Origin of the sequence: Tenacibaculum sp. MEBiC06402, from assembly GCF_049239625.1 — a bacterium.
In the GTDB taxonomy this organism is placed as follows: domain Bacteria; phylum Bacteroidota; class Bacteroidia; order Flavobacteriales; family Flavobacteriaceae; genus Polaribacter.
In genome coordinates, this window is sequence record NZ_JBMKKT010000097.1 from 304,594 (window position 1) to 325,411 (window position 20,818).

At 31.4% G+C, this 20,818-nt stretch carries 24 protein-coding genes; 14 read left to right on the forward strand and 10 right to left on the reverse strand.

What is annotated here, in order from left to right; genetic code table 11:
* The first annotated feature begins 84 nt into the window (after positions 1–84).
* On the forward strand, positions 85–1,968 hold the full coding sequence (gene serA / locus ACOSP6_RS11235) for a phosphoglycerate dehydrogenase (RefSeq protein ID WP_422093321.1): 1,884 nt from the start codon (positions 85–87) through the stop codon (positions 1,966–1,968).
* Between the two features lie 100 nt (positions 1,969–2,068).
* Here serA and ACOSP6_RS11240 read toward each other — a convergent pair whose 3' ends face one another.
* Complete coding sequence (locus tag ACOSP6_RS11240; protein ID WP_422093320.1) at positions 2,069–3,493, reverse strand: hypothetical protein; 1,425 nt, start codon at positions 3,491–3,493, stop codon at positions 2,069–2,071.
* Between the two features lie 186 nt (positions 3,494–3,679).
* Here ACOSP6_RS11240 and kynU point away from each other — a divergent pair, with 186 nt between their 5' ends.
* The 9 genes from kynU (at position 3,680) to ACOSP6_RS11285 (ending at position 11,216) form a co-directional block, all read left to right on the forward strand.
* Entirely contained in the window at positions 3,680–4,942 is a 1,263-nt protein-coding gene (gene kynU / locus ACOSP6_RS11245; protein WP_422093319.1) for a kynureninase, read from the forward strand.
* Complete coding sequence (locus ACOSP6_RS11250) at positions 4,943–6,355, forward strand: FAD-dependent oxidoreductase (protein WP_422093318.1); 1,413 nt, start codon at positions 4,943–4,945, stop codon at positions 6,353–6,355.
* 48 nt (positions 6,356–6,403) lie between these two features.
* Positions 6,404–6,715 (forward strand): GIY-YIG nuclease family protein, encoded by a 312-nt coding sequence (locus ACOSP6_RS11255; RefSeq protein WP_422093482.1) that lies wholly within the window; start codon positions 6,404–6,406, stop codon positions 6,713–6,715.
* A 71-nt stretch (positions 6,716–6,786) separates the two neighbouring features.
* The gene (locus tag ACOSP6_RS11260; RefSeq protein WP_422093317.1) at positions 6,787–7,314 is read left to right on the forward strand and encodes a DUF1697 domain-containing protein; all 528 of its coding nucleotides are present in this window, start codon (positions 6,787–6,789) and stop codon (positions 7,312–7,314) included.
* Between the two features lies 1 nt (position 7,315).
* Positions 7,316–7,726 carry a RidA family protein gene (locus ACOSP6_RS11265; protein WP_422093316.1) on the forward strand — a complete coding sequence of 137 codons (411 nt, stop codon included), beginning with the start codon at positions 7,316–7,318 and terminating at the stop codon, positions 7,724–7,726.
* A gap of 10 nt (positions 7,727–7,736) precedes the next feature.
* Entirely contained in the window at positions 7,737–8,393 is a 657-nt protein-coding gene (locus ACOSP6_RS11270) for a hypothetical protein (RefSeq protein WP_422093315.1), read from the forward strand.
* A gap of 78 nt (positions 8,394–8,471) precedes the next feature.
* Entirely contained in the window at positions 8,472–9,911 is a 1,440-nt protein-coding gene (locus tag ACOSP6_RS11275; RefSeq protein WP_422093314.1) for an aldehyde dehydrogenase, read from the forward strand.
* Positions 9,912–9,930: 19 nt separating this feature from the next.
* Positions 9,931–10,440: a PsbP-related protein gene (locus ACOSP6_RS11280; RefSeq protein WP_422093313.1), complete on the forward strand. Its 510-nt coding sequence runs from the start codon at positions 9,931–9,933 to the stop codon at positions 10,438–10,440.
* A complete protein-coding gene (locus ACOSP6_RS11285) occupies positions 10,440–11,216 on the forward strand; it encodes an SDR family oxidoreductase (protein WP_422093312.1) in 777 nt (258 codons plus the stop codon). The genes ACOSP6_RS11280 and ACOSP6_RS11285 overlap by 1 nt, the downstream gene beginning before the upstream one ends.
* Positions 11,217–11,222: 6 nt before the next feature.
* Here the strand turns inward: ACOSP6_RS11285 and ACOSP6_RS11290 are convergent, their stop codons facing one another.
* Positions 11,223–11,672 carry a hypothetical protein gene (locus tag ACOSP6_RS11290; protein WP_422093311.1) on the reverse strand — a complete coding sequence of 150 codons (450 nt, stop codon included), beginning with the start codon at positions 11,670–11,672 and terminating at the stop codon, positions 11,223–11,225.
* A 135-nt stretch (positions 11,673–11,807) separates the two neighbouring features.
* Here ACOSP6_RS11290 and ACOSP6_RS11295 point away from each other — a divergent pair, with 135 nt between their 5' ends.
* Both ACOSP6_RS11295 and ACOSP6_RS11300 read left to right on the forward strand, forming a co-directional pair.
* Positions 11,808–12,335, forward strand: a complete 528-nt coding sequence (locus ACOSP6_RS11295) for a 3-hydroxyanthranilate 3,4-dioxygenase (protein WP_422093310.1) — start codon at positions 11,808–11,810, stop codon at positions 12,333–12,335.
* Positions 12,336–12,379: 44 nt separating this feature from the next.
* Positions 12,380–13,465 carry an amidohydrolase family protein gene (locus tag ACOSP6_RS11300; protein ID WP_422093309.1) on the forward strand — a complete coding sequence of 362 codons (1,086 nt, stop codon included), beginning with the start codon at positions 12,380–12,382 and terminating at the stop codon, positions 13,463–13,465.
* Positions 13,466–13,522: 57 nt separating this feature from the next.
* Here the strand turns inward: ACOSP6_RS11300 and ACOSP6_RS11305 are convergent, their stop codons facing one another.
* The 6 genes from ACOSP6_RS11305 to rsfS all read right to left on the reverse strand — a co-directional run bounded on the left by ACOSP6_RS11305 (position 13,523) and on the right by rsfS (position 18,269).
* Complete coding sequence (locus ACOSP6_RS11305) at positions 13,523–14,158, reverse strand: YceI family protein (RefSeq protein ID WP_422093308.1); 636 nt, start codon at positions 14,156–14,158, stop codon at positions 13,523–13,525.
* Between the two features lie 79 nt (positions 14,159–14,237).
* Entirely contained in the window at positions 14,238–14,504 is a 267-nt protein-coding gene (locus tag ACOSP6_RS11310; protein WP_422093307.1) for an acyl-CoA-binding protein, read from the reverse strand.
* A gap of 2 nt (positions 14,505–14,506) precedes the next feature.
* Positions 14,507–15,304, reverse strand: coding sequence for a phosphatidate cytidylyltransferase (locus tag ACOSP6_RS11315; RefSeq protein WP_422093306.1), 798 nt, complete (start codon positions 15,302–15,304; stop codon positions 14,507–14,509).
* 2 nt (positions 15,305–15,306) lie between these two features.
* Positions 15,307–15,903, reverse strand: a complete 597-nt coding sequence (locus ACOSP6_RS11320; protein ID WP_422093305.1) for a hypothetical protein — start codon at positions 15,901–15,903, stop codon at positions 15,307–15,309.
* Positions 15,904–15,919: 16 nt separating this feature from the next.
* Positions 15,920–17,869, reverse strand: a complete 1,950-nt coding sequence (gene ftsH, locus ACOSP6_RS11325; RefSeq protein ID WP_422093304.1) for an ATP-dependent zinc metalloprotease FtsH — start codon at positions 17,867–17,869, stop codon at positions 15,920–15,922.
* A 31-nt stretch (positions 17,870–17,900) separates the two neighbouring features.
* Positions 17,901–18,269: a ribosome silencing factor gene (gene rsfS, locus ACOSP6_RS11330; protein WP_422093303.1), complete on the reverse strand. Its 369-nt coding sequence runs from the start codon at positions 18,267–18,269 to the stop codon at positions 17,901–17,903.
* 84 nt (positions 18,270–18,353) lie between these two features.
* Between rsfS and ACOSP6_RS11335 the strand changes: the two genes are divergently transcribed.
* Entirely contained in the window at positions 18,354–19,088 is a 735-nt protein-coding gene (locus ACOSP6_RS11335) for a biotin--[acetyl-CoA-carboxylase] ligase (protein WP_422093302.1), read from the forward strand.
* Position 19,089: 1 nt separating this feature from the next.
* On the opposite strand, the gene ACOSP6_RS11340 is transcribed toward ACOSP6_RS11335, so the two are convergent.
* Both ACOSP6_RS11340 and pyrE read right to left on the reverse strand, forming a co-directional pair.
* Positions 19,090–19,479 carry an SRPBCC family protein gene (locus ACOSP6_RS11340; RefSeq protein WP_422093301.1) on the reverse strand — a complete coding sequence of 130 codons (390 nt, stop codon included), beginning with the start codon at positions 19,477–19,479 and terminating at the stop codon, positions 19,090–19,092.
* A 25-nt stretch (positions 19,480–19,504) separates the two neighbouring features.
* Entirely contained in the window at positions 19,505–20,146 is a 642-nt protein-coding gene (gene pyrE / locus ACOSP6_RS11345) for an orotate phosphoribosyltransferase (protein ID WP_422093300.1), read from the reverse strand.
* Between the two features lie 7 nt (positions 20,147–20,153).
* On the opposite strand from pyrE, the gene ACOSP6_RS11350 reads away from it, so the two are divergent.
* On the forward strand, positions 20,154–20,765 hold the full coding sequence (locus ACOSP6_RS11350) for an NUDIX hydrolase (protein ID WP_422093299.1): 612 nt from the start codon (positions 20,154–20,156) through the stop codon (positions 20,763–20,765).
* Positions 20,766–20,818: the final 53 nt, after the last annotated feature.

A 20,818-nucleotide genomic window follows, 5' to 3' on the forward strand; every position in this document is an offset into this window, starting at 1 on the left:
AAAAATTAGAATTTTAGTCATTTAAATGTTTTTTCTCAAAAAAATAGATTGTAATTTTCAGGTTTCAATCGACAATCTAGTCTCATGAGTAAATACTACATTTTTGATTTCGATAGTACGCTAACTAAAGTAGAAGCGTTAGATGTGTTGGCGGAAATCACGCTAGCAAATAATCCTAAAAAGGAAGAAATCATCGAAGAAATTATTAAGATTACCAACTTAGGAATCGATGGTGAAATTTCTTTTACACAGTCTTTAGAGCGCAGGATTAAATTATTAAACGCTAAACGATCCGACTTAGATTTGTTAATTGATGAATTGAAGAAAAGAGTTTCTTCATCAATAGAAAGAAACAAAGAATTCTTTGAGACTTACTCTGATAATATTTACGTGATTTCAGCAGGTTTTAAGGAGTTTATAGTTCCGATTGTAGCAGAATATAATATTACTGCAGATAGAGTTTTTGCAAACACTTTCGAGTTCAGTAATGAAGGTGATATTATCGGGTTTGACAGAGACAATATTTTATCTGTTCATAATGGAAAAATTGAATGTCTTCAAAATCTTCGTTTGGATGGTGAAATCCAAATGATAGGAGATGGTTATAGTGATTATGTAACAAAAGAAGCGGGTGTTGCGGATAAATTTTTTGCCTATACAGAAAATGTGGAACGCGAGAAAACAATTCAAAATGCTGATTATATTACACCGAATTTAGACGAATTTTTATTTATAAACGATTTGCCAAGAAATATATCTTATCCAAAAAATCGTATCAAAATGTTATTATTAGAGAATATACATGCTGATGCGTATGAAAATTTTTCTACTGATGGATTCACAGTGGAAACAGTCTCAAAAAGTTTACCAGAAGAAGAACTCATTGAGAAGTTAAAAGATGTTCATGTATTAGGAATTCGTTCCAAAACACAGGTAACTAAAAATGTAATTGAAAATGCACCAAGATTATTAGCCGTTGGAGCTTTTTGTATTGGAACTAAACAAATCGATTTAGAAGCTTGTAAAGAAAACGGAATTGTAGTTTTCAACGCACCTTATAGTAATACACGTTCTGTTGTTGAATTAGCCATTGGTGAAATTATCATGTTAATGCGTAGTGTTTTTCAGCGCAGTACCGAAATTCATAATGGAGAATGGAATAAAACGGCACAAGGATCAAGAGAAGTTCGTGGAAAGAAGTTAGGAATCGTTGGATACGGTAATATTGGTAAACAACTTTCAGTCTTAGCAGAAGCTTTAGGAATGGATGTGTATTATTACGATGTTGAAGATAAACTAGCACTTGGTAATGCTACAAAAATGAATTCATTATCAGATTTATTGGCTATTTCAGATGTAGTTACGCTGCACGTAGATGATAATTCATTAAATAAGAATTACATAGGAGAAAAGGAAATATCTCAAATGAAAGATGGAGCGCATTTGGTGAATTTATCAAGAGGATTCGTGGTAGATATTCCAGCTTTAACTGCTGCATTAAAATCTGGTAAGCTTGCAGGAGCAGCTGTAGATGTTTATCCAGAAGAACCAAGAAAAAATGGAGAGTTTTATACAGAGCTAAAAGGATTACCTAATGTAATTTTAACTCCTCATGTTGGTGGTAGTACTGAAGAAGCTCAAAGAGATATTGCAGATTTTGTCCCAGGTAAAATCATGGCTTACATAAATTCTGGAAATACTGTTGATGCTGTTAATTTCCCGAACATTAGATTACCGAAACAACAGAATGCACATCGTTTTTTACATATTCATAAAAACGTTTCGGGTGTAATGGCAAATATTAATAAAGTTGTTGCAGAGTACGGATTAAATATTGTTGGTCAATATTTATCAACCGATTCAAAAGTTGGTTACGTAATTACTGATGTGGATAAAGATTACAATCAAGAAGTAATTCAAGAACTTAAAAATGTAGATGGTACAATTCGATTTAGAGTATTGTACTAGTTAAAATAAGCTTAGTTAAATAGAAAAACCTCGTTGATACTTATATCAGCGAGGTTTTTACATTACAAAAATATATAAAAAAGTCTGGTTAGCGATTTTTTTATTTTAAAGTATCGATATTACTTTGAATTGACCAAGCGAAATCAAGCATTAATCTATTTTGGAAAATTGAATCTTTATAACTTAGATAGGTGTCTCCAACATAAGGTGGTGAAGAGATATTTGAGCTAACACTGATAGCTGTATTTACAGCTGCCGACATATGACAACTCATACAGTTAGACATTGTTCCTAAGTTTGTTTCAATTTTAGTTCCATTATTATAAACGTAACTTGTCTTCGCATCAAATACATCCGTACCAAATCCAGATTCTAGGTAAGGATTAAATCCAACAACTAATTCCCCTTCGTTTTTTCCTCCTACATATGGTTGAGCAGGAATAACCATTGAATATGCAATATCCATTGCGTAATGTCTTGCCTGATTAGTTAATCCGATTCCACTTCTTGCTGAAGCGATATCATCAGAACTTGGTATAGAAGGAGTGTCCGGAGTTGGAGACCACCAGAAAGTTTGCCAAACCCAACGCTTAATTTCCTTTGTTCCGACATGCATTCCAACAAGAATAGCAGTATCTCCCTCAGATGTCTGTTGGTTTTTAAGTTGATAATCATATTCTTCTTGAGTAATCACCTTGTTAGTTAAATCAGATTTTAAATCAGAAATTATTTCTTGATTATACTCTTCAGATTGTTGCTTAGATATTTTAAAGTTGATAAAATCATCAATAAAAAATGTGTTTTCTTTCGTGATCGTCTTACAATCGTAATCAATTCGTCCGTTTGTATTGTTGCCAGTATTTTTTGTATCAACATGAATACAAGAAACCCAATCTTTTTCTGGATATCCGTCATCTTTATACTCTGGTCCATGCCATGCAGACATTGTGAAAATACCATTTTCATTTAATGAGTTCTGAGTAATAATTTTATAAACAGGTTTAATGGTAATTGCGTCATGAGGGAATTCAGGAACTTGACTGAAATCTCCAGTTTGCATTGCTTTCAATGTAGACAGGTAAAATATTTTATTATCAATAGCATATTTTTCGGCCGATGGATTATACGCAACAACTTCTACAATACTGGTATCATCAAAATCAGATTGTTTAGCCTTTGCATGACCAAATTGTTTAGGCTTGTTAAATTCAATTTCTGGTGCTACGTTAGCGTTAGGATTGTTTAATTTATGAAGAATTTGTTTTGGACTTGACCAAGTTTGATATTTTAATTTACCTCCTTCTACTGGTGCAGTCAAATGTTTCCATACATTCCAACTATGCTTGTACATTGCTTTAAAATTGTCATGAGCAATCCACTTATTTATAGTAGTAGAATCTGCTGGATATTCATAGCTTTCTTTAGGGGTATCAGCATGTGAATAGTGCTTGTCTTTGGTGTGATTATTACAAGATGTAACAATCGTTGCAACTGCTAGAACAGCAATTAGTCGATTAGTTTTCATGAAATAGTTTTTAATTGGTTAGTTAAAATTAGTTTTAAATTTAACATTTTTTAACTAAAATATCCTAAGTGTGTATAGAAAAAGCATCACTGTCTGAATTATGGTAATAAGTGTGTGTAATTTCTAGATTATTTAAAAAGATGAAGGAAGCTATTTTTTATATATTTGAGTCAAAATCAATCTTTGATGAACTACGAAAACTCGTTAGATTACGCGAAACAACTTGATAAAGAAGATTCGTTGTCGTATTTACGCAATGAATTTCATATTCCTAAAGACGAAAAAGGTAATGACTGGTTATATTTTACAGGAAACTCTTTAGGATTACAACCAAAACAAACACAGAAATATATTCAGCAGGAGTTAGATGATTGGGCAAAATACGGAGTAGAAGGACATTTCGAAGCTCAAAATCCTTGGATGCCTTATCATGAATTTCTAACTGATAATATGGCAAAAATAGTTGGAGCGAAACCAATTGAAGTTGTGGTGATGAACACATTGACTACAAACCTACATTTATTAATGGTTTCGTTTTATCAACCAACTAAAAAGAAGTATAAAATTGTTATTGAAAGCGATGCTTTTCCATCTGATCGATATGCGGTTCAATCTCAATTAATGTTTCATGGTTATGATATTGAAGAAGGTTTAGTTGAATGGAAACCTAGAGAAGGAGAAGAATTATTAAATATTGAGGATTTAGAACAAATTCTTACTGAACAAGGAGATGAGATTGCAATGCTTTTGATTGGTGGAGTGAATTACTATACGGGTCAATTTTTAGATATAAAAAAAATAGCTGAGCTTGGCCACGCAAAAAATTGTATTGTTGGAATTGATTTAGCACATGGAGCTGGTAATGTTCAACCTAATTTACATGAAAGTGGAGTAGATTTTGCTGCTTGGTGTACATACAAGTATTTAAATTCTGGACCAGGAAGTTTGTCCGGTTTATTTGTTCATGAGAAACATGCACGTAATAAAGAATTACCTCGTTTTGCTGGTTGGTGGAATCATAACAAAGAAACACGTTTTAATATGCGTCAACCATTTGATGTAATGCCTGGAGCTGAAGGATGGCAATTATCAAATCCACCAATTTTATCAATGGCAGCTATTCGTTCTTCTTTAGATTTATTCGATAAAGTTGGTATGAATGCTTTAAGAGAAAAATCTGAAAAGCTAACTGGTTATTTTGAATACTTAATAAATGAAATTGATACGGATAGAATTAAAATAATTACGCCATCTAATCCAAAGGAAAGAGGTTGCCAATTATCGATTCAGGTTCGAAATGCAGATAAAAGTTTACACAAAAAACTTACTGAAAATAACATTATAACGGATTGGAGAGAACCTGACGTAATTCGTTGCGCTCCTGTACCGATGTATAATAGTTTTGAAGATGTATATCGAATGGTTTCAATTTTAAAAACGTTGTTGTAGATGAACAAACAAGATAAAATACTAATTGTTGGAGCAGGATTATGTGGAAGTTTATTAGCCTTGCGTTTAGCCCAGCGTGGTTTTAGAGTCGAGTTGTATGAAAGCAGACCAGATTTAAGAAAGGTTGATATTTCAGCAGGACGCTCAATTAATTTGGCACTATCTGACCGTGGATTTAAAGCCTTGCGTTTAGCAGGAGTTGAGGAGAAGGCTCGTGAGATTTGTATTCCAATGTATGGAAGATTAATTCATGATATTGAAGGAAATACGTTTAATTCAAATTATTCAGGAAGAGAAGGTGAGTACATTAATTCAATTTCTCGTCAAGATTTAAATTCATTATTGTTAGATGAGGCAGAGAAACATGAAAATGTAAACATTCATTTTAATAGTAAATGTCTTTCTATAGATATTGAAAATACAGTCGCTTATTTTAAAAGCTACGATACACAAGAAGAGTTTTCGGTTGATGCTGATGTTATTTTTGGAACAGATGGAGCAGGTTCAATACTTCGTAAAAGTTACTATTTAGAACGTAAGTTTTTATTTAGTTATAGTCAGGATTATTTGACTCATGGTTATAAAGAATTAGAAATTCCTGCTGATAAAAATGGAAACCACTTAATAAGTAAAGATCATTTACATATCTGGCCAAGAGGAAAATATATGTTGATTGCCTTACCAAATTTAGATGGGAGTTTTACCGTTACATTGTTTTTGAGTTATGAGGAAGGTGAATATAATTTCAATAATTTAACAACTGAAGAAAAAGTAACAGAGTTCTTTAAAACACAATTTCCAGATGCTTTGGCTTTAATTCCAAGTATAAAAGATGAGTTTTTTAACAATCCAACTGGAGCTTTAGGAACCGTTAAATGTTCACCTTGGATGTTTGAAAATAAAACACTGCTAATGGGAGATGCAGCACATGCTATCGTTCCTTTTTATGGTCAAGGAATGAATGCTTCTTTTGAGGATGTGGTTGTTTTTGATGAGATTTTGAACGAGGTAGATGGAGATTGGGATACTGTGTTCAAAACTTATCAAAATGTAAGAAAGAAAGATACCGATGCTATTGCAGATTTAGCAATTGACAATTATTATGAAATGAGAGACCATGTTGCCAATCCATTATTTAAACAGAAGAGAACCATTGAGATGGATTTGGAAAAACATTTTCCAACGGAATATTACTCTAAGTACTCTTTAGTTACTTTTAATGAAGATATTGGTTATAACGAAGCATTGAAACGAGGAAGAGCGCAAGACAAAGCATTACTGAATTTAATCGCGGATGAAGCTGTTTCAACATCGGAAAATATGTCTGTAGAAGAATTGAAAATTGTACTTCAAAAAGTACAAGAAGAAACGAACGATATTTTAGAAGAAGATAGAGTAGCTGGCCTGAAATAAACAGAAATAAACAAGAGAATGTCATCTCGAGCGCAGTCGAGAGATTTTATGAAAAAGTATTACGTTTATATAGTTGAATGTTTTGATAAGTTGTTGTATGTTGGAATAACAAATAATTTATCAAGAAGATTTGAAGAACATGAAAAAGGTTTAAATAAAAAATGTTTTACTTACAAAAGAAGACCTTTGAATTTAGTTTTTAATAAAGAATTCGATGATGTGATTCAAGCAATACTTTTTGAGAAGAAAATTAAAAGATGGAGTTCAAAGAAAAAGAGAGCATTGATAAAGGGTGATTTTGATTTAATAAAAGTTTTATCTGAATGTAGAAATGCAACACATTTTAAATATAAACCTTAATAATTAGATTTATCTTTTGAGGAGTTGGGATTATGAATAAGGGTCTCGACTGCGCTCGACCTGACAAAACAATGAAAACATATATCGTATTACTGAGAGGAATCAATGTTTCTGGTAAAAATAAATTACCGATGAAAGAGTTGAGAGAAATGTTAGAGAAATTAAATTTCACAAACGTCTCAACTTATATTCAAAGCGGAAACATTATTCTACAGTCAGAAGCTACAAAAGAAGAGGTTTCTAAAAATATTCATGAAGCAATTCAATCAGAATTTGGTTATGATATTCCAGTTATCATTAGAACTCCAAATGAATGGAAAAAAGCGATTGAGAACTATCCATTTTCAAAAGAGAATGAAAAAATTGTAGCTTTTAGTTTTTTAAATAATTCAGTTCAGGAAAAAGAAATTGAAGTTAAAGGAATAAACGACGATCAATATAAAATAGATAATGATATTGTTTATTTATATTGTCCGTCTGGCTTCGGAAAAACGAAGCTAACAAACAATACATTAGAGAAAAAATTAAATGTTGTTGCAACTACTCGTAATTTAAAAACTACTGTAAAGTTGTGGGAACTTTTAAAAGAAATTAACTAAAATGGAAAAAAAGGTAACACCGAGAGGAGCATATCCTCATGTAAAAGTTGTTGGGGATTTTATATTTGTTTCTGGAACCAGTTCAAGACGACCTGATAATTCAATAGCTGGAGTGGAGTTGATTGATGAAATGAACACAAAAAAATTAGATATTGAAGTTCAAACTAGAGAAGTATTAAAAAACATTGATCGAAATTTACAAACTGTTGGAGCAAGTTTAAAAGATGTTGTTGATGTTACTACGTTTCTAGTGAATATGAATGATTTCGGAGGTTATAACAAAGCTTACGGAGAGTTTTTTGAGAAAGAAACCGGACCAACAAGAACTACAGTTGCAGTTCATCAATTACCACATCCGGACTTAGTAGTAGAGATTAAGGTTACGGCTTTTAAGAAAAATAGTAATAATTAAATAAATTAAAATGAAAAATAAATTAATCAACATGTTAGGCTATTCTTTAACCTTTTTAATCATAGCATCATGCAGTGGAGAAGGGAATGATATTTCAAATTCAATCGATGACTCTGAATATTTATGGTACTTTTCAGGAAAGTTAAATGGAGAACCATTTGTTTACGGTCAGAAAGCGAATGAATCAATAGCTACATATGAAATTAGCACATCAAACACGCAACCTTCTACTTGTGTGAATTCCTCTAACAATGGTTTTTCATATAATTCAGGTGTTTATCCAAGTTTTGATGATTCATTACCCTCTATGGATATTGAATTTAACAGAATGCATATTTGTTCAGAAGGATCACAGAATGATTTATTCGACGGTTTATTTGATGAAAAAAGTTATGATTTTGCCATGAATAATAATGATATAGATGAAAATGCAGGAAAGGTTGCATTATTCTATTATCCTAATGTTAACTCAATTTATGGTTATAAAACCTATAATGGAGATCAATCTGGGAGCTTTTTTAAGGTTACTAGCAGTACCCAATATCAAGGTTCATCTCTAAAAAGACTATTAAAAGGAGAGTTCAGTGCTACTTTTTATAAAGAAAACAATCTATCTGATAAAGTTGAAATAACAGATGGTCGTTTTAAAATTGTTTTTATTCCTTAAATTCTTCATGCTACAATTCGAATATTTAAATCAAAAGAAATTTGATTTATTTTTCTGGATTCTCACATCTATAATGAAATGAACATTAAAAACTACATAAACGGAGAATTCGTAAATCCAATTAAAAATCAATGGATAGACAATTATAATCCATCTATTGGTGAGGTTTACGGACAAATTCCGAATTCCAGTGAAGAAGATGTTGAAAAAGCATATCAAGCAGCAAAAAACGCTTTTACCTCATGGTCAAAAACTACTTTAGATGAAAGAAGTGCTATTCTATCTAAAATAGCACAACTGGTAAAAGATAAATTAGAATTTTTAGCAGAAGCAGAATCCAAAGACAATGGTAAACCGTTAACATTGGCAAAAGCTGTTGATATTCCTAGAGCATCTTCTAATTTTCAGTTTTTTGCAAATGCTATTACTCAGTTCGCTTCGGAAGCTCATGAAAGTGTTGGGTTGAATGCAATAAATTTAACATTACGTCAGCCAATTGGAGTTGTTGGATGTATTTCTCCATGGAATTTACCATTGTATTTATTTACTTGGAAAATAGCTCCAGCCATTGCTGCAGGGAACTGCGTTGTGGCAAAGCCAAGCGAAGTAACACCAATGACTGCCTATTTGTTAGGTGAAATTTGTAACGAAGCAGGATTGCCAAAAGGTGTTTTAAATATTGTTCATGGATTAGGCAATACTACTGGTCAGGCAATTGTTGCGCATCCTAACATTAAAGCGATTTCCTTCACAGGCGGAACATCAACTGGCGCACATATTGCTCGAACAGCTGCTCCAATGTTTAAAAAATTATCTTTAGAATTAGGAGGAAAAAACCCTAATATCATCTTTGCAGACTGTGACTATGATAAAATGTTGGAAACGACAGTAAAATCATCTTTTGCTAACCAAGGACAAATTTGCTTATGTGGAAGTAGGATATTTGTTGAAGAATCTATTTATGAAAAGTTTAAGGTAGATTTTATTAAAAAAGTAAGTCAATTAAAAATTGGCATTCCTTTTGATTCAGAGACCAATGTTGGAGCTTTGGTTTCTAAGCCACATCTTGAGAAAGTAAAATCATATATTGATATTGCAGAGGAAGAAGGTGGAAAAATTTTATTTGGAGGGAATGAGGTTAAAATTGAAGGAGCTGAAAATGGTTATTATTTACAACCAACAATTATTGAAGTGACGAGTAATAAGTGTAAATTAAACCAAGAGGAAATATTTGGACCGGTAGTAACAATTATGTCTTTTAAAACTGAAAATGAAGCATTAACTTTGGCCAATGATATTTCATATGGTTTGTCAGCAACACTTTGGACAAATAATTTGAATAGAACCATGAAAATGACTCAAGAGTTACAAACAGGAATTGTTTGGGTGAATACATGGTTAATGCGAGATTTGAGAACTCCATTTGGAGGGGTTAAGTCGAGTGGAGTAGGAAGAGAGGGAGGTTTTGAGGCGTTACGTTTTTTTACCGAAGCTAAGAATATATGTATACAATATTAAGAATTTATATAAGTGTAAAATGAAGTTGAAATTATCTTTATTAGTTGTTTTTATCTCACTTTGTAGTTTTAGCCAAAAAGATATTGACGTGTTTAAATCGGAGGATTATTTTATCGAATACCCTAAAAAATGGGATTTACAAAAGTCTGAAAGAAAAGATGTGGAGTTTATTTTGTTCTCTCCAAAGCAGAAGACAGATCCGTTTAGAGAAAATATTAGTTTGGTTATCCAAGAGTTAAAGGCAGAAATGACTATGGAGTCTTATATTGAACTCACCGAATCTCAATTGAGAAATATGATGACTGGGAGTTCTGTTATCGAAAATTTATACGATAAAATAAATGAAAGACACGTTTTAGTTTATGCTGTGAGTGTTTCTGGAGCACAATTAAAGGTAAAACAACATTTTTACAAAAAAGGTAAAAAAATGTATATTCTTACTTTTACCGCATTGAAGAAGAGCTACGATGATTATAAGAGAGTTGCAGATTCTATTTTGAATAAATTTAAATTTATACCAACTCCATAATGGATTTATATCTGAATAAGAAAAACGCCTTGGTTTGTGGAAGTACACAAGGAATAGGAAAAGCAGCAGCTATTGGTTTAGCGGAAGAAGGTGTTAATATTACATTAGTTGCTCGTAATGAGAATAAATTAAAGGCTGTTTTAAAAGAGCTTCCGACTAACAATCAGAAGCATTCCTACATTGTTGCCGATTTTACAAATCCGGAAGAATTAAAACAAAAAATTGAAGCTTCTGGAGCTAACTTTCATATTTTAATTAATAATACTGGTGGACCAGCTGGAGGCCCTGTTTTTAATGCTGAATTAGGCGAGTTTGAAAAGGCATTTACAATGCATCTAAAATGCAATCATGTTTTGGTTCAAGCCGTTGTTCCTTTTATGAAAAGAGAAGGATACGGAAGAATTATTAATGTGATATCTACTTCTGTAAAACAACCATTAGATGGTTTAGGAGTTTCTAATACAATTCGTGGAGCTGTAGCAAATTGGTCAAAGACCATGGCAAATGAACTAGGTGAATTTGGAATTACAGTAAATAATGTTTTACCAGGAGCCACAGCTACAGAGCGCTTAAATGAAATTATCAATAATAAAGCGAATAAAACAGGTAAATCTGTTGATGAAGTGATTGAAACCATGAAAAATGCAGCACCTGCAAAGCGTTTTGCTCAGCCTGAGGAGGTTGCAAATGCGATTGTGTTTTTATCAAGCGAAAGAGCGAGTTTTATTAATGGGATTAATGTTCCTGTTGATGGAGGAAGAACTAAATCTTTGTAATTAATTTTAGTTATTAGTTTTTATTATTTCGATAACTTTTTTTCTTATTTCTTTCATCTCTTTTTCTGATTTGATTGTTTTAAGACAAATGGTTATATGATTTTGTTTCATAGTTCTCAAAATAATGCTATTCTCTTCAGGATATACTTTTGTTATATCAGATAGCTTAATTTTTTGAATGTTCTCTGATTCTTTCGTTCGGAATTCTAGCGCATCCTTAGAGAGATTAATATAAAGACCTTTTCTTTGGTTTTTAAATCGCTTTGAACGAAAAACTAAGAAAATTCCTACTAAAATACCTAAAGGCTTATCCCAATCACCAGGAAATTCATAAATGAAATCATTAGCTTTAAGATGGATAAATAATTGATAACTAAAAGCAAGTATCAAAAATAAACCCGTAGCAATAAAAAGTATTGTAGCGTTAGATCTTCCTTTTTTAATTGTAAAATACATAGTTCATTTATTAAGTTGATATAAACTTATTGATGTAATTTAAGTAATATGTCTCACTTATTTTAATTAATTTTAATTAAGTATATAACTTATCTTTCCACTTTTATTAAATTTATATCGCATTAAAACTAGCATATGAATTTAGTACAGCCTCTTAATTTTAAAAAGTGGATAGATGAACATCGTCATCTTTTAAAGCCACCAGTAGGAAATAAACAAGTTTGGGACAATGGAGAATATATCGTAATGGTTGTTGGAGGTCCTAATAATAGAAAAGATTATCACTATAACGAAACTCCTGAGTTCTTTTATCAACTAGAAGGAGATATGATACTTAAAATCATAGATGATAAAGGAGAAATGATTGATGTTGAAATAAACGAAGGAGATATTTACTTGTTACCAGGAAAAGTTCCTCATTCACCTCAAAGAAAAGAAAATACAGTTGGTTTAGTCATCGAATATCCACGTTCTGAAGGAATGTTAGATGCTTTAGAGTGGTATTGCGAAAATTGTGGCACTCCATTATATCGTGAGGAATTCGCACTAGACAACATTGAAACAGATATGCCAAAAATTTTCGATAAGTACTATTCAGATAAGGAAAAGTGTACTTGTATTAATTGTGGTTCTGTTATGCAACCTCCAAATAAAGTAAACTAAAATACACTTTTGAAAAACTATAAACTTTAAAAACAAACCAAACATTGACAAAAAGAAAGTTAAGAATAAACGGTCATTCCCATTTATTACCATATCCCGAACAAATCCCGCAGTTCATGAAAGATAAGGGGATTTTTTGGGTGGATAAAGACAAGAAGTTTATGCTTCAAAAAAACTGGAGTAGACCAGTAACGGATTCTAGTTTTTTTCTAAATGAAAAATTAGAGTGGATGGATCATTTTAATATAGATCATGCAGTTGTTCTTAATTTGTCTCAATTGTACGGTAATGGACTTCGTTTAGAAGAAATGAAACAAGCTTTACGTTTTCAGAATGATTTTAACGCTCAGGTACAACAAGATCATCCGGATAAATTTACTTGTGGTTTTGTAGTGCATCCTGGATTTGTTAGAGGAGCTTGTTGGGAAATAGAGAGATGTGTTGAGCAATTAGGAATGAATTTGTTGTGTTTACCAACGCACTACATGGATACCATTGGAACTTGGCGTTGTATTTTTGATGAAGAAAATGAACCAATTTTCGAGTTGGCCAATAAATATAATTTAGCTGTAGAAGTGCATCCTTATGATGGTGAAAAGTTTATTAAACTAGAAAATACGAGTTGGCGATTTCATTTAATATGGATGTTGGCTCAATGCGCAGATGCTTATCATTTTTTAACTTTAAACGGTTATTACGAGAAGTATCCGAATATGCGCGTATGTTTTGCTCATGGTGGACAACTAGCTCAAATGAATCTTGGTAGAAGAATTCAAGGTTTTGATGGTAGACCAGATTTGTTTGAAGGAAAAATTCATCCAAGGAAGGCTGTTGGAAATAAAAATATTTTCTTTGATACATTAGTGCACGACACAGGATCTTTAGAACTATTGATTAAAAATCAAGGAACCAACCAAATTTTAATTGGTTTAGATGATCCTTATCCTCTAGGGGAAATGGAAAGTGATAAACAATCTTCTTACCCAGGAAAGATTTTAGACTTGGCAATTAGCAGGGATATTATTACAGAGGAACAAAAAGATCAAATGTGGGAGGATAATGTATTGAGGTGGTTGTTCGGTGATGATGAAGCTAAAAAGAAAAAATTAGTTGATAAAATTTTAAATTAACCATAAAAAAAAGCCTCAGAATTCTGAGGCTTTTTAATATTCTAAAATATTGGTATTCTATTTAAAAGTAGAAGTTGCGTTAATAGCAACGTCACTCCAAGTTTTAGAAACGCCGTCTTCTCCTTGATGTAAATCTTTACAAACTACATTTAAAGAATCAATAGCACTTTGAGCATTCCATTTTGCAATGTCCATAGTCGTATTCATACTAAAAACTTTACCGTTAATTGTATATTTAAATGGTAGCTTTTGAGTCATGTTATTCATGGTGAAATCAGCAATACCCGTACTATCAGAATCTATAGTTAGCTTTCCTTTTAAAGAGATTGTATTTTCCATAACTCCAAAGAAAAACTTTCTAATTTTCAGGTTTCTTCCGTTATCTTTTGTTTCTAAGCTACTAATTGGAATATTGAACTCAGTTCCATTAATTGCGTCCTTTACTGAGTCTCCGTCACCGCCATTAATAATCTCAACTTTTTCGAAAACTCCATTTACAGGAACTTTGTCTGTAGTTTTATAAGCAGTAAACCCAATTTTAGTATCTGCATTTTTTAATGAATATGGTGCTGTTTTTTCTACTGCAGTCGTTTCGGTTTCCTTATTAGTTGTTTCTTTTTTTGCTTCTGATTTACAAGAAATAATTAAGCTACTAAATATCAAAGCAAATAAAATTGTTGAAAATTTGTTCATTGTAATTGTTGATTTTTAAGATTGATAAGAAATATACTATAGTTTGTAAAAAGACTTAAACCTTTTTAATTGTTATATCTTATTTTATAATTGAATTAACCAATTCAATATAGTGTTTTTTAGCTTCCTCTTCATTCATTCCTTTCAACTGCGCCCATGCGTTAAATTTAAAAGCATTTTTTAAATCTTCTTCACTAGTGTTCGCATTGAATGAAAAATTATCTCCTCTTGTTGCTTGTTTGTAATAGGCATATAATCTCAATAAAACATCCGGTGCAAGTTTTTGTTTTGTAGTAGATGCTTTTTTAAATGCTTCATTAAATTGTTCGTCCAAATTAGAAATCATGCCTACATCAAATAATGTATATACAAATATACAAAGGGTGCAAGGAAAAACAAGCTGTCTAATCTATCTAAAAGTCCACCATGACCTGGCATTATCGTTCCGCTATCTTTTACGCTAGCTTGACGTTTAAATTTACTTTCAACTAAATCACCAAAAGTTCCTAAAATAGAGGTTAAAACAGCTATAATTAACCAGCTTTGGGTTGAAAGTATGTTCGAATATCTCCCGATTAAAAACCCAGCAAAAACAGCGAATAAAAAGCCGCCAACAAATCCTTCTATTGTTTTTTTCGGAGAAATACGTTCAAATAGTTTAGTCTTTCCAAAGTTTTTTCCAACTAAGTACGCGAAACTATCGTTCGTCCAAATAATCAAAATAATATAAACTATAAGATTTGGCTGATAAGTACCATTTAAGAATGGTAGAAAAGTAAGAAAGAAAAAAGGTAATACTACGTAGCTTATTGTTGTAAAAGATTTTAAAATCGGATTTCGATTACTAAAATTTTTTGAGTACAAATCAATAATTAAATAGATTGAGTGCAGCAAACAAAAAATAAGTAGGTATATAATTTTATTGGTATCTAAAATTTTTAAATAATTCAATGAAATCAAAAGGACTAAAGAGATAATTGAGAGAAGTACATTTTGTAATTGAATTATTTTCGAGAATTCCCACAGACAGATGCTACCGAAAAAAGTAATTAAACCAATATACGTATTTGGTGAGTAAACAATTGCAAAAATAAAGATAGCGGCATAAACAATTGCTGATATAACTCTAGTTGAAAAATTGTTCATGTTTATAGGTCTTCAAATAATAGGAGATATAAGTTTTTAGCATTAATATTACCATAACTTAAAAAATCGTCTTCAACTTTATTTTCAAGTGTGTAATGCTTAATAGAACTTATGTTGGTTGGAATATTACCTTTAAAATTCGTTTTTATACCTTTTAATCCTTCACTTATATTTTTTACTAATTGACTAGTTGTAGCGTAAACAATAAAATCATCAGAAAGAGACGCTAATTTGTGACTTCCTAATTGATTCGAAGAAAATAAAATTTCTCCTGAATTAGCAATTAAATGTTCGCAGGTGATAAATATTGGATAATTATTTTTTAAATCTTGATTGATTTTAACCTCATCTATTTCATTTGATAGTTTTAACAGGTCTATATCGTTGCAAGAAATAGTTTTCCATTTATTTTCTTGTACAATGTTTTTAAGGTTTTCAATGACCTCTTCAATTTTTGTGCAGTATAAAAATTTACCTCCTTCATTTATAAAATGATGCACGAAAGCGTCATCCAAAGATAATTTTACAGGTTGTTTTTTTATAAAATTATCTTTGGCTGATTCTTTATGTGCACCAAATAACTTTCTTAAAATATTCATTAAAAAGTTACGATTCTTAATCTAAAATTGTATCAATATTTTCCTCTGTACCTGGAAGTTCTTCTTTAGCTTCAAAAGGTCTTTTTCCAAAAATTTCAATTAAATCATCTTTAAAAATAACTTCTTTTTCTAGAAGTTTTTGTGCTAAAATATCAAGCTTGTCTCTATTTTGATCTAAAATTTCGATAGCTCTTGTATATTGTCCTTCAATGATTTTAGAAATCTCTTCATCGATAACTTTTGCAGTTTCTTCACTGTATGGTTTTACAAAAGAATCGTTTCCTGATGAATCATAATAGGTTACATTTCCTACTTCTTCATTCAAACCATATACAGTAACCATTGCACGAGCTTGTTTAGTAACTTTTTCTAAATCACTTAATGCTCCCGTTGAAATTTTATTGAAAATTAATTTTTCCGCAGCTCTACCACCCATTGTAGCACACATTTCATCCAACATTTGTTCGGTCTGAACAATTTTGCGCTCTTCCGGTAAATACCAGGCTGCTCCTAATGATTGTCCTCTTGGTACAATTGTTACTTTTACCAAAGGAGCTGCATATTTTAACATCCAGCTAACTGTAGCGTGTCCCGCTTCGTGATAAGCGATTACCTTCTTTTCTTTAGGTGTAATAACCTTGTTTTTCTTTTCAAGTCCACCAACAATTCTGTCAACTGCATCTAAGAAATCTTGATGATGAATTGCCGATTTATTATTTCTAGCAGCAATAAGAGCAGCTTCATTACAAAGATTTGCAATATCCGCTCCAGAAAAACCAGGTGTCTGTTGTGCTAAAAACTCTAAATTTACATCATCTGCTAATTTCAAAGGTTTAATATGTACCTCAAAAATCTCCCTACGTTCATGTAAATCTGGTAAGTCAACATAAATTTGACGATCAAATCTACCAGCACGCATTAAAGCTTTATCTAAAATTTCAGCACGGTTTGTAGCGGCTAATACAATAACATTAGATTCTGTTCCGAAACCATCCATTTCAGTTAATAATTGATTAAGCGTGTTTTCACGTTCATCATTACCACCAGTCATACTATTTTTACCACGAGCACGACCAATAGCATCAATCTCATCAATAAAAATAATTGAAGGTGATTTTTGTGTAGCTTGCTTGAATAAGTCTCTTACACGAGAAGCTCCAACACCCACGAACATCTCAACAAAATCTGATCCAGATAATGAAAAGAAAGGAACGCCTGCTTCACCTGCTACTGCTTTTGCTAATAATGTTTTACCTGTTCCAGGAGGACCAACTAATAATGCTCCTTTTGGAATTTTACCTCCTAATTTTGTGTATTTTTCAGGGTTCTTCAGGAAATCAACAATTTCTTGAACTTCTTCTTTAGCACCTTCCAATCCAGCTACATTTTTGAATGTAGTTTTCACTTTAGTATTTTCATCGAATAACTTAGCACGAGATTTTCCGATATTGAAAATTTGACCACTTCCACCTGAACCGCCTCCGGCACCTGACATTCTTCTCATAAAGAATAACCAGATAGCAATTAGTAAAATGAAAGGTAAAGCACTGAAAATTGTATCTAATAGACTTGTTCTTTGTTTGTGTTTATAAAATAAACTTAGATTATACTTTTCTTTTGCTTCTTTAAGTTGATTTTCAAAGTTTTGTAAATCACCTACATTATATTCGAAAATATTACTCGATTTACTAAATAATAAGTTATCCTTTTTGTTTTTTGAATACTTCTCTTTTTCTTTAAAAACTTCCTTCTTTATATGAATCTCAGCAATTGACTTATTATAAATCATGATCTTTTCAATGTCGTTATCTTCCAACATTTCAGTAAAATCATTACTGGTAATTTCTTTAGAATTTGGATTGCCTTGGTTAAAAAGCCCCATTGCTAAGAAAAATAAAATAAGAGGTATATAAATCCAATAAGAATTTAATGTGAATTTCGAGTTGTTTTTTTTCTTTTCGCTCATAAGAATTTGGAGAATTTAAGAATTATATGGATTAAGCTGGGCTTATTTCGGTAATCTTAGCATCACCCCAAAGACTTTCAATGTCGTAATAATCTCGTATGTGTTTTTGAAAAATATGAACAACAACATTCACATAATCCATTAAAACCCACTCAGAGTTTTCTTGCCCTTCAACATTAAAAGGTTTATCTTTTAGTTCTTTACTAACTACTTTTTGAACCGAACCTGATATAGCGTTAACTTGTGTATTTGAATTTCCTGTGCAAATTACAAAATAATCACATACGGTGTTCTCTATTTCTCTCAAGTCTAAAAGCTGAATATTTTCACCTTTAACATCATCTATACCCTTAATAATCGTAGCGATTAATTCGTCTGTACTTGCGTGTTTTTTTGTCATTAAAAATTTTTAATTTTAGCAAAGTTATTATTTTTTTGCGATTAATTTATGTATTATTAATACGAGTTGCAATAATAAATATATATGCAAATAATCAAACTCAATGCCACTGCTTCTACAAACTCTTTTTTAAAAGATTTGTCAGTAGCTTCTGAGCTTAATGACTTTACAATAATTGTTACCGAAAAGCAAAGCTCAGGAAGAGGTCAAATGAATACTGTTTGGGTGTCTGAGCCTTGTAAAAACCTATTGTTCAGCGTTTACACTACTTTTGATAACCTTGAGATCCATAATCAAACTTATTTAAACTTCGCTGTAGCCTTGTCTGTATATGATACACTAAATAGCTTGGAGATTCCAAAATTGTCAGTCAAATGGCCAAACGACATTCTGTCAGAAAAAAAGAAGGTTTGCGGTATTTTAATTGAAAACATTCTTAAAGGAAAAATGATTAATGCTTCCATAATAGGTATTGGATTAAATGTAAATCAAGAAATATTTCCTCCTGAATTACCAGATGCTGCATCACTGAAAATGATTTTGAACAAGGAATTTGATTTAGATGATTTGTTAAAAGAGTTTATTTCTAAACTAAAGACTAATATTAATCTTTTAAAAAGTGGAGGGTATAGTTTATTAGAAGAACGATATTTACAAGTATTGTATAAAAAAAACATTCCGAGCATGTTTAAAGATGCAGAGAATGTTTTATTTATGGGTAAAATTATTGGAGTCAATACAACTAATGGGAAACTCCAAATAGAATTAAGTGATGAAACAGTTAAAGAGTTTGCTTTAAAAGAAGTTTCATTTGCTTAATTTATAGTTTTTCTAAGTTTTCTGTCAATGTATTGATGAAACTTGTCAATGGTTTTTTTACCATCATTGCCATCATAGGGTTGAAGCTACTTTCAAATTTTAATTGTGCTTTACTCTCGTTTTCAGAAATTGCTTCAATGTCCGCAGCTAATGTAAAAGGTAATTTACTACTTGCAGCTCCTAAAGTAACATTAGAAAATTCAGTTTTTTCTTTCATTACTAATCTAATTTCAGGCATTCCTTTTAAACCAAAAATAAAAGAATCACCATCAACTTCAAATTTTTCTGTATTCTCAGGCATTAACTGCTTGAAATTTTCAAGTTTAGTTAAAAAATTAAATAAGTCTTCTTGCGATTTATTTACCGTGATGTTATTTCCTTCTATATTCATTGTTAAATTTGTTTTTGTACTTATTTTATTGTTTCCACTCGCTTGGGTTTAATCTCCAGCTTTCTAGTGTAATTAATTCTTTTTCGTTTATATAATTACTCTCTAATGCTTGTTCAAGCAATTCTTCATAGTTGCTCAATGTTGTAAAATCTAAATGATCATTTTCAAAAGCTTCCGCTGCAATTGAAAATCCATATGAAAATATGGCAACCATTCCTTTTACAGTTGCGTTTGTTTCTTTTAGAGCTTTTATAGCATTTAAACTACTTTTGCCAGTACTAATTAGGTCTTCAACCACTACAACGTTCTGACCACGTTCTAAATGGCCTTCAATCTGATTTTTTCTTCCATGTTTTTTAGGTTCCGGACGAACGTAAACAAAAGGTACACCTAATTCTTGAGCGACTAAAACACCAATAGCGATTGCTCCCGTTGCCACTCCAGCGATTACATCTGGCTTTCCATATTTCTCTTCTACTAGTTTAGCTATTTTTTCTTTTAAGAAATTTCGAACTTGAGGATAAGAAAGTGTCACTCTATTATCGCAGTATATTGGCGATTTCCATCCAGAAGCCCATGTAAAAGGTTCGTTTGGACTTAATTTAATAGCTTTAACTTGCAGTAAAAGTTCGGCAGTTTTTTTTGCTGTATCTTTGTTTAAAATCATAGCGCAAATGTATAAAGTTTTTGTGAATGATAGACCTATTATATTTACATCTTCATTAATAAAAAGAGAAGAGTATCCTGTGTTGAATTACAAAGATATCATTTTAACAGATGTTATTAAAATGGTTAAAACAGGTAAGTCAAAAGGAGTTTATTTGTATACATCTAACTTGAAAGAGGTATGGGCAAAGTTTTGTGTTGATTTTAGGTTGCGAAAAGCAGGTGGTGGATTGGTTGTGAGCCAAAAAAAAGAAATTTTATTCATTTTTAGAGCGAATAAGTGGGATTTGCCAAAAGGTAGAATTGAAGCAAACGAAACTGTTGAAGATGCCGCTATGAGAGAAGTCAAGGAAGAGACGGGTTTATCTAGTGTAGGTTTAGTAAAATTTCTAGTAAATACGTATCATTTATATCCTTCAAAAGGTGAGCATAGACTAAAAATGACTTATTGGTATCAGATGAATACGAAAAACGAGAGTCATTCATTAAAGCCACTTATGGAAGAAGGAATAATGGAAGCTACTTTTTTTAATAAAGATGAAATTCAAAATAGAGTTCTCAAAAATACTTACAAGAACATCATCACTGTTTATAATGAATACAAAAAGACTTTAAACTAAATTATTCTCTATTTTTTTTGGAAAAACTGTCAGCCTGTCATTAATTAATGTTA

Excerpts from the sequence above, each read along its gene's own strand:
- ACOSP6_RS11280 (WP_422093313.1), top strand. The coding sequence starts at position 9,931 with ATGAAGTTGAAATTATCTTTATTAGTTGTTTTTATCTCACTTTGTAGT.
- ACOSP6_RS11320 (WP_422093305.1), bottom strand. The coding sequence starts at position 15,903 with ATGAATATTTTAAGAAAGTTATTTGGTGCACATAAAGAATCAGCCAAA.
- ACOSP6_RS11265 (WP_422093316.1), top strand. The coding sequence starts at position 7,316 with ATGGAAAAAAAGGTAACACCGAGAGGAGCATATCCTCATGTAAAAGTT.
- ACOSP6_RS11270 (WP_422093315.1), top strand. The coding sequence starts at position 7,737 with ATGAAAAATAAATTAATCAACATGTTAGGCTATTCTTTAACCTTTTTA.
- pyrE (WP_422093300.1), bottom strand. The coding sequence starts at position 20,146 with ATGATTTTAAACAAAGATACAGCAAAAAAAACTGCCGAACTTTTACTG.
- ACOSP6_RS11315 (WP_422093306.1), bottom strand. The coding sequence starts at position 15,304 with ATGAACAATTTTTCAACTAGAGTTATATCAGCAATTGTTTATGCCGCT.
- ACOSP6_RS11350 (WP_422093299.1), top strand. The coding sequence starts at position 20,154 with ATGTATAAAGTTTTTGTGAATGATAGACCTATTATATTTACATCTTCA.
- ACOSP6_RS11250 (WP_422093318.1), top strand. The coding sequence starts at position 4,943 with ATGAACAAACAAGATAAAATACTAATTGTTGGAGCAGGATTATGTGGA.
- serA (WP_422093321.1), top strand. The coding sequence starts at position 85 with ATGAGTAAATACTACATTTTTGATTTCGATAGTACGCTAACTAAAGTA.
- ACOSP6_RS11255 (WP_422093482.1), top strand. The coding sequence starts at position 6,404 with ATGAAAAAGTATTACGTTTATATAGTTGAATGTTTTGATAAGTTGTTG.
- ACOSP6_RS11285 (WP_422093312.1), top strand. The coding sequence starts at position 10,440 with ATGGATTTATATCTGAATAAGAAAAACGCCTTGGTTTGTGGAAGTACA.
- kynU (WP_422093319.1), top strand. The coding sequence starts at position 3,680 with ATGAACTACGAAAACTCGTTAGATTACGCGAAACAACTTGATAAAGAA.
- ACOSP6_RS11305 (WP_422093308.1), bottom strand. The coding sequence starts at position 14,158 with ATGAACAAATTTTCAACAATTTTATTTGCTTTGATATTTAGTAGCTTA.
- ACOSP6_RS11290 (WP_422093311.1), bottom strand. The coding sequence starts at position 11,672 with ATGTATTTTACAATTAAAAAAGGAAGATCTAACGCTACAATACTTTTT.
- ACOSP6_RS11275 (WP_422093314.1), top strand. The coding sequence starts at position 8,472 with ATGAACATTAAAAACTACATAAACGGAGAATTCGTAAATCCAATTAAA.
- ACOSP6_RS11310 (WP_422093307.1), bottom strand. The coding sequence starts at position 14,504 with ATGATTTCTAATTTGGACGAACAATTTAATGAAGCATTTAAAAAAGCA.
- ftsH (WP_422093304.1), bottom strand. The coding sequence starts at position 17,869 with ATGAGCGAAAAGAAAAAAAACAACTCGAAATTCACATTAAATTCTTAT.
- ACOSP6_RS11340 (WP_422093301.1), bottom strand. The coding sequence starts at position 19,479 with ATGAATATAGAAGGAAATAACATCACGGTAAATAAATCGCAAGAAGAC.
- ACOSP6_RS11260 (WP_422093317.1), top strand. The coding sequence starts at position 6,787 with ATGAAAACATATATCGTATTACTGAGAGGAATCAATGTTTCTGGTAAA.
- ACOSP6_RS11335 (WP_422093302.1), top strand. The coding sequence starts at position 18,354 with ATGCAAATAATCAAACTCAATGCCACTGCTTCTACAAACTCTTTTTTA.
- ACOSP6_RS11295 (WP_422093310.1), top strand. The coding sequence starts at position 11,808 with ATGAATTTAGTACAGCCTCTTAATTTTAAAAAGTGGATAGATGAACAT.
- rsfS (WP_422093303.1), bottom strand. The coding sequence starts at position 18,269 with ATGACAAAAAAACACGCAAGTACAGACGAATTAATCGCTACGATTATT.
- ACOSP6_RS11240 (WP_422093320.1), bottom strand. The coding sequence starts at position 3,493 with ATGAAAACTAATCGACTAATTGCTGTTCTAGCAGTTGCAACGATTGTT.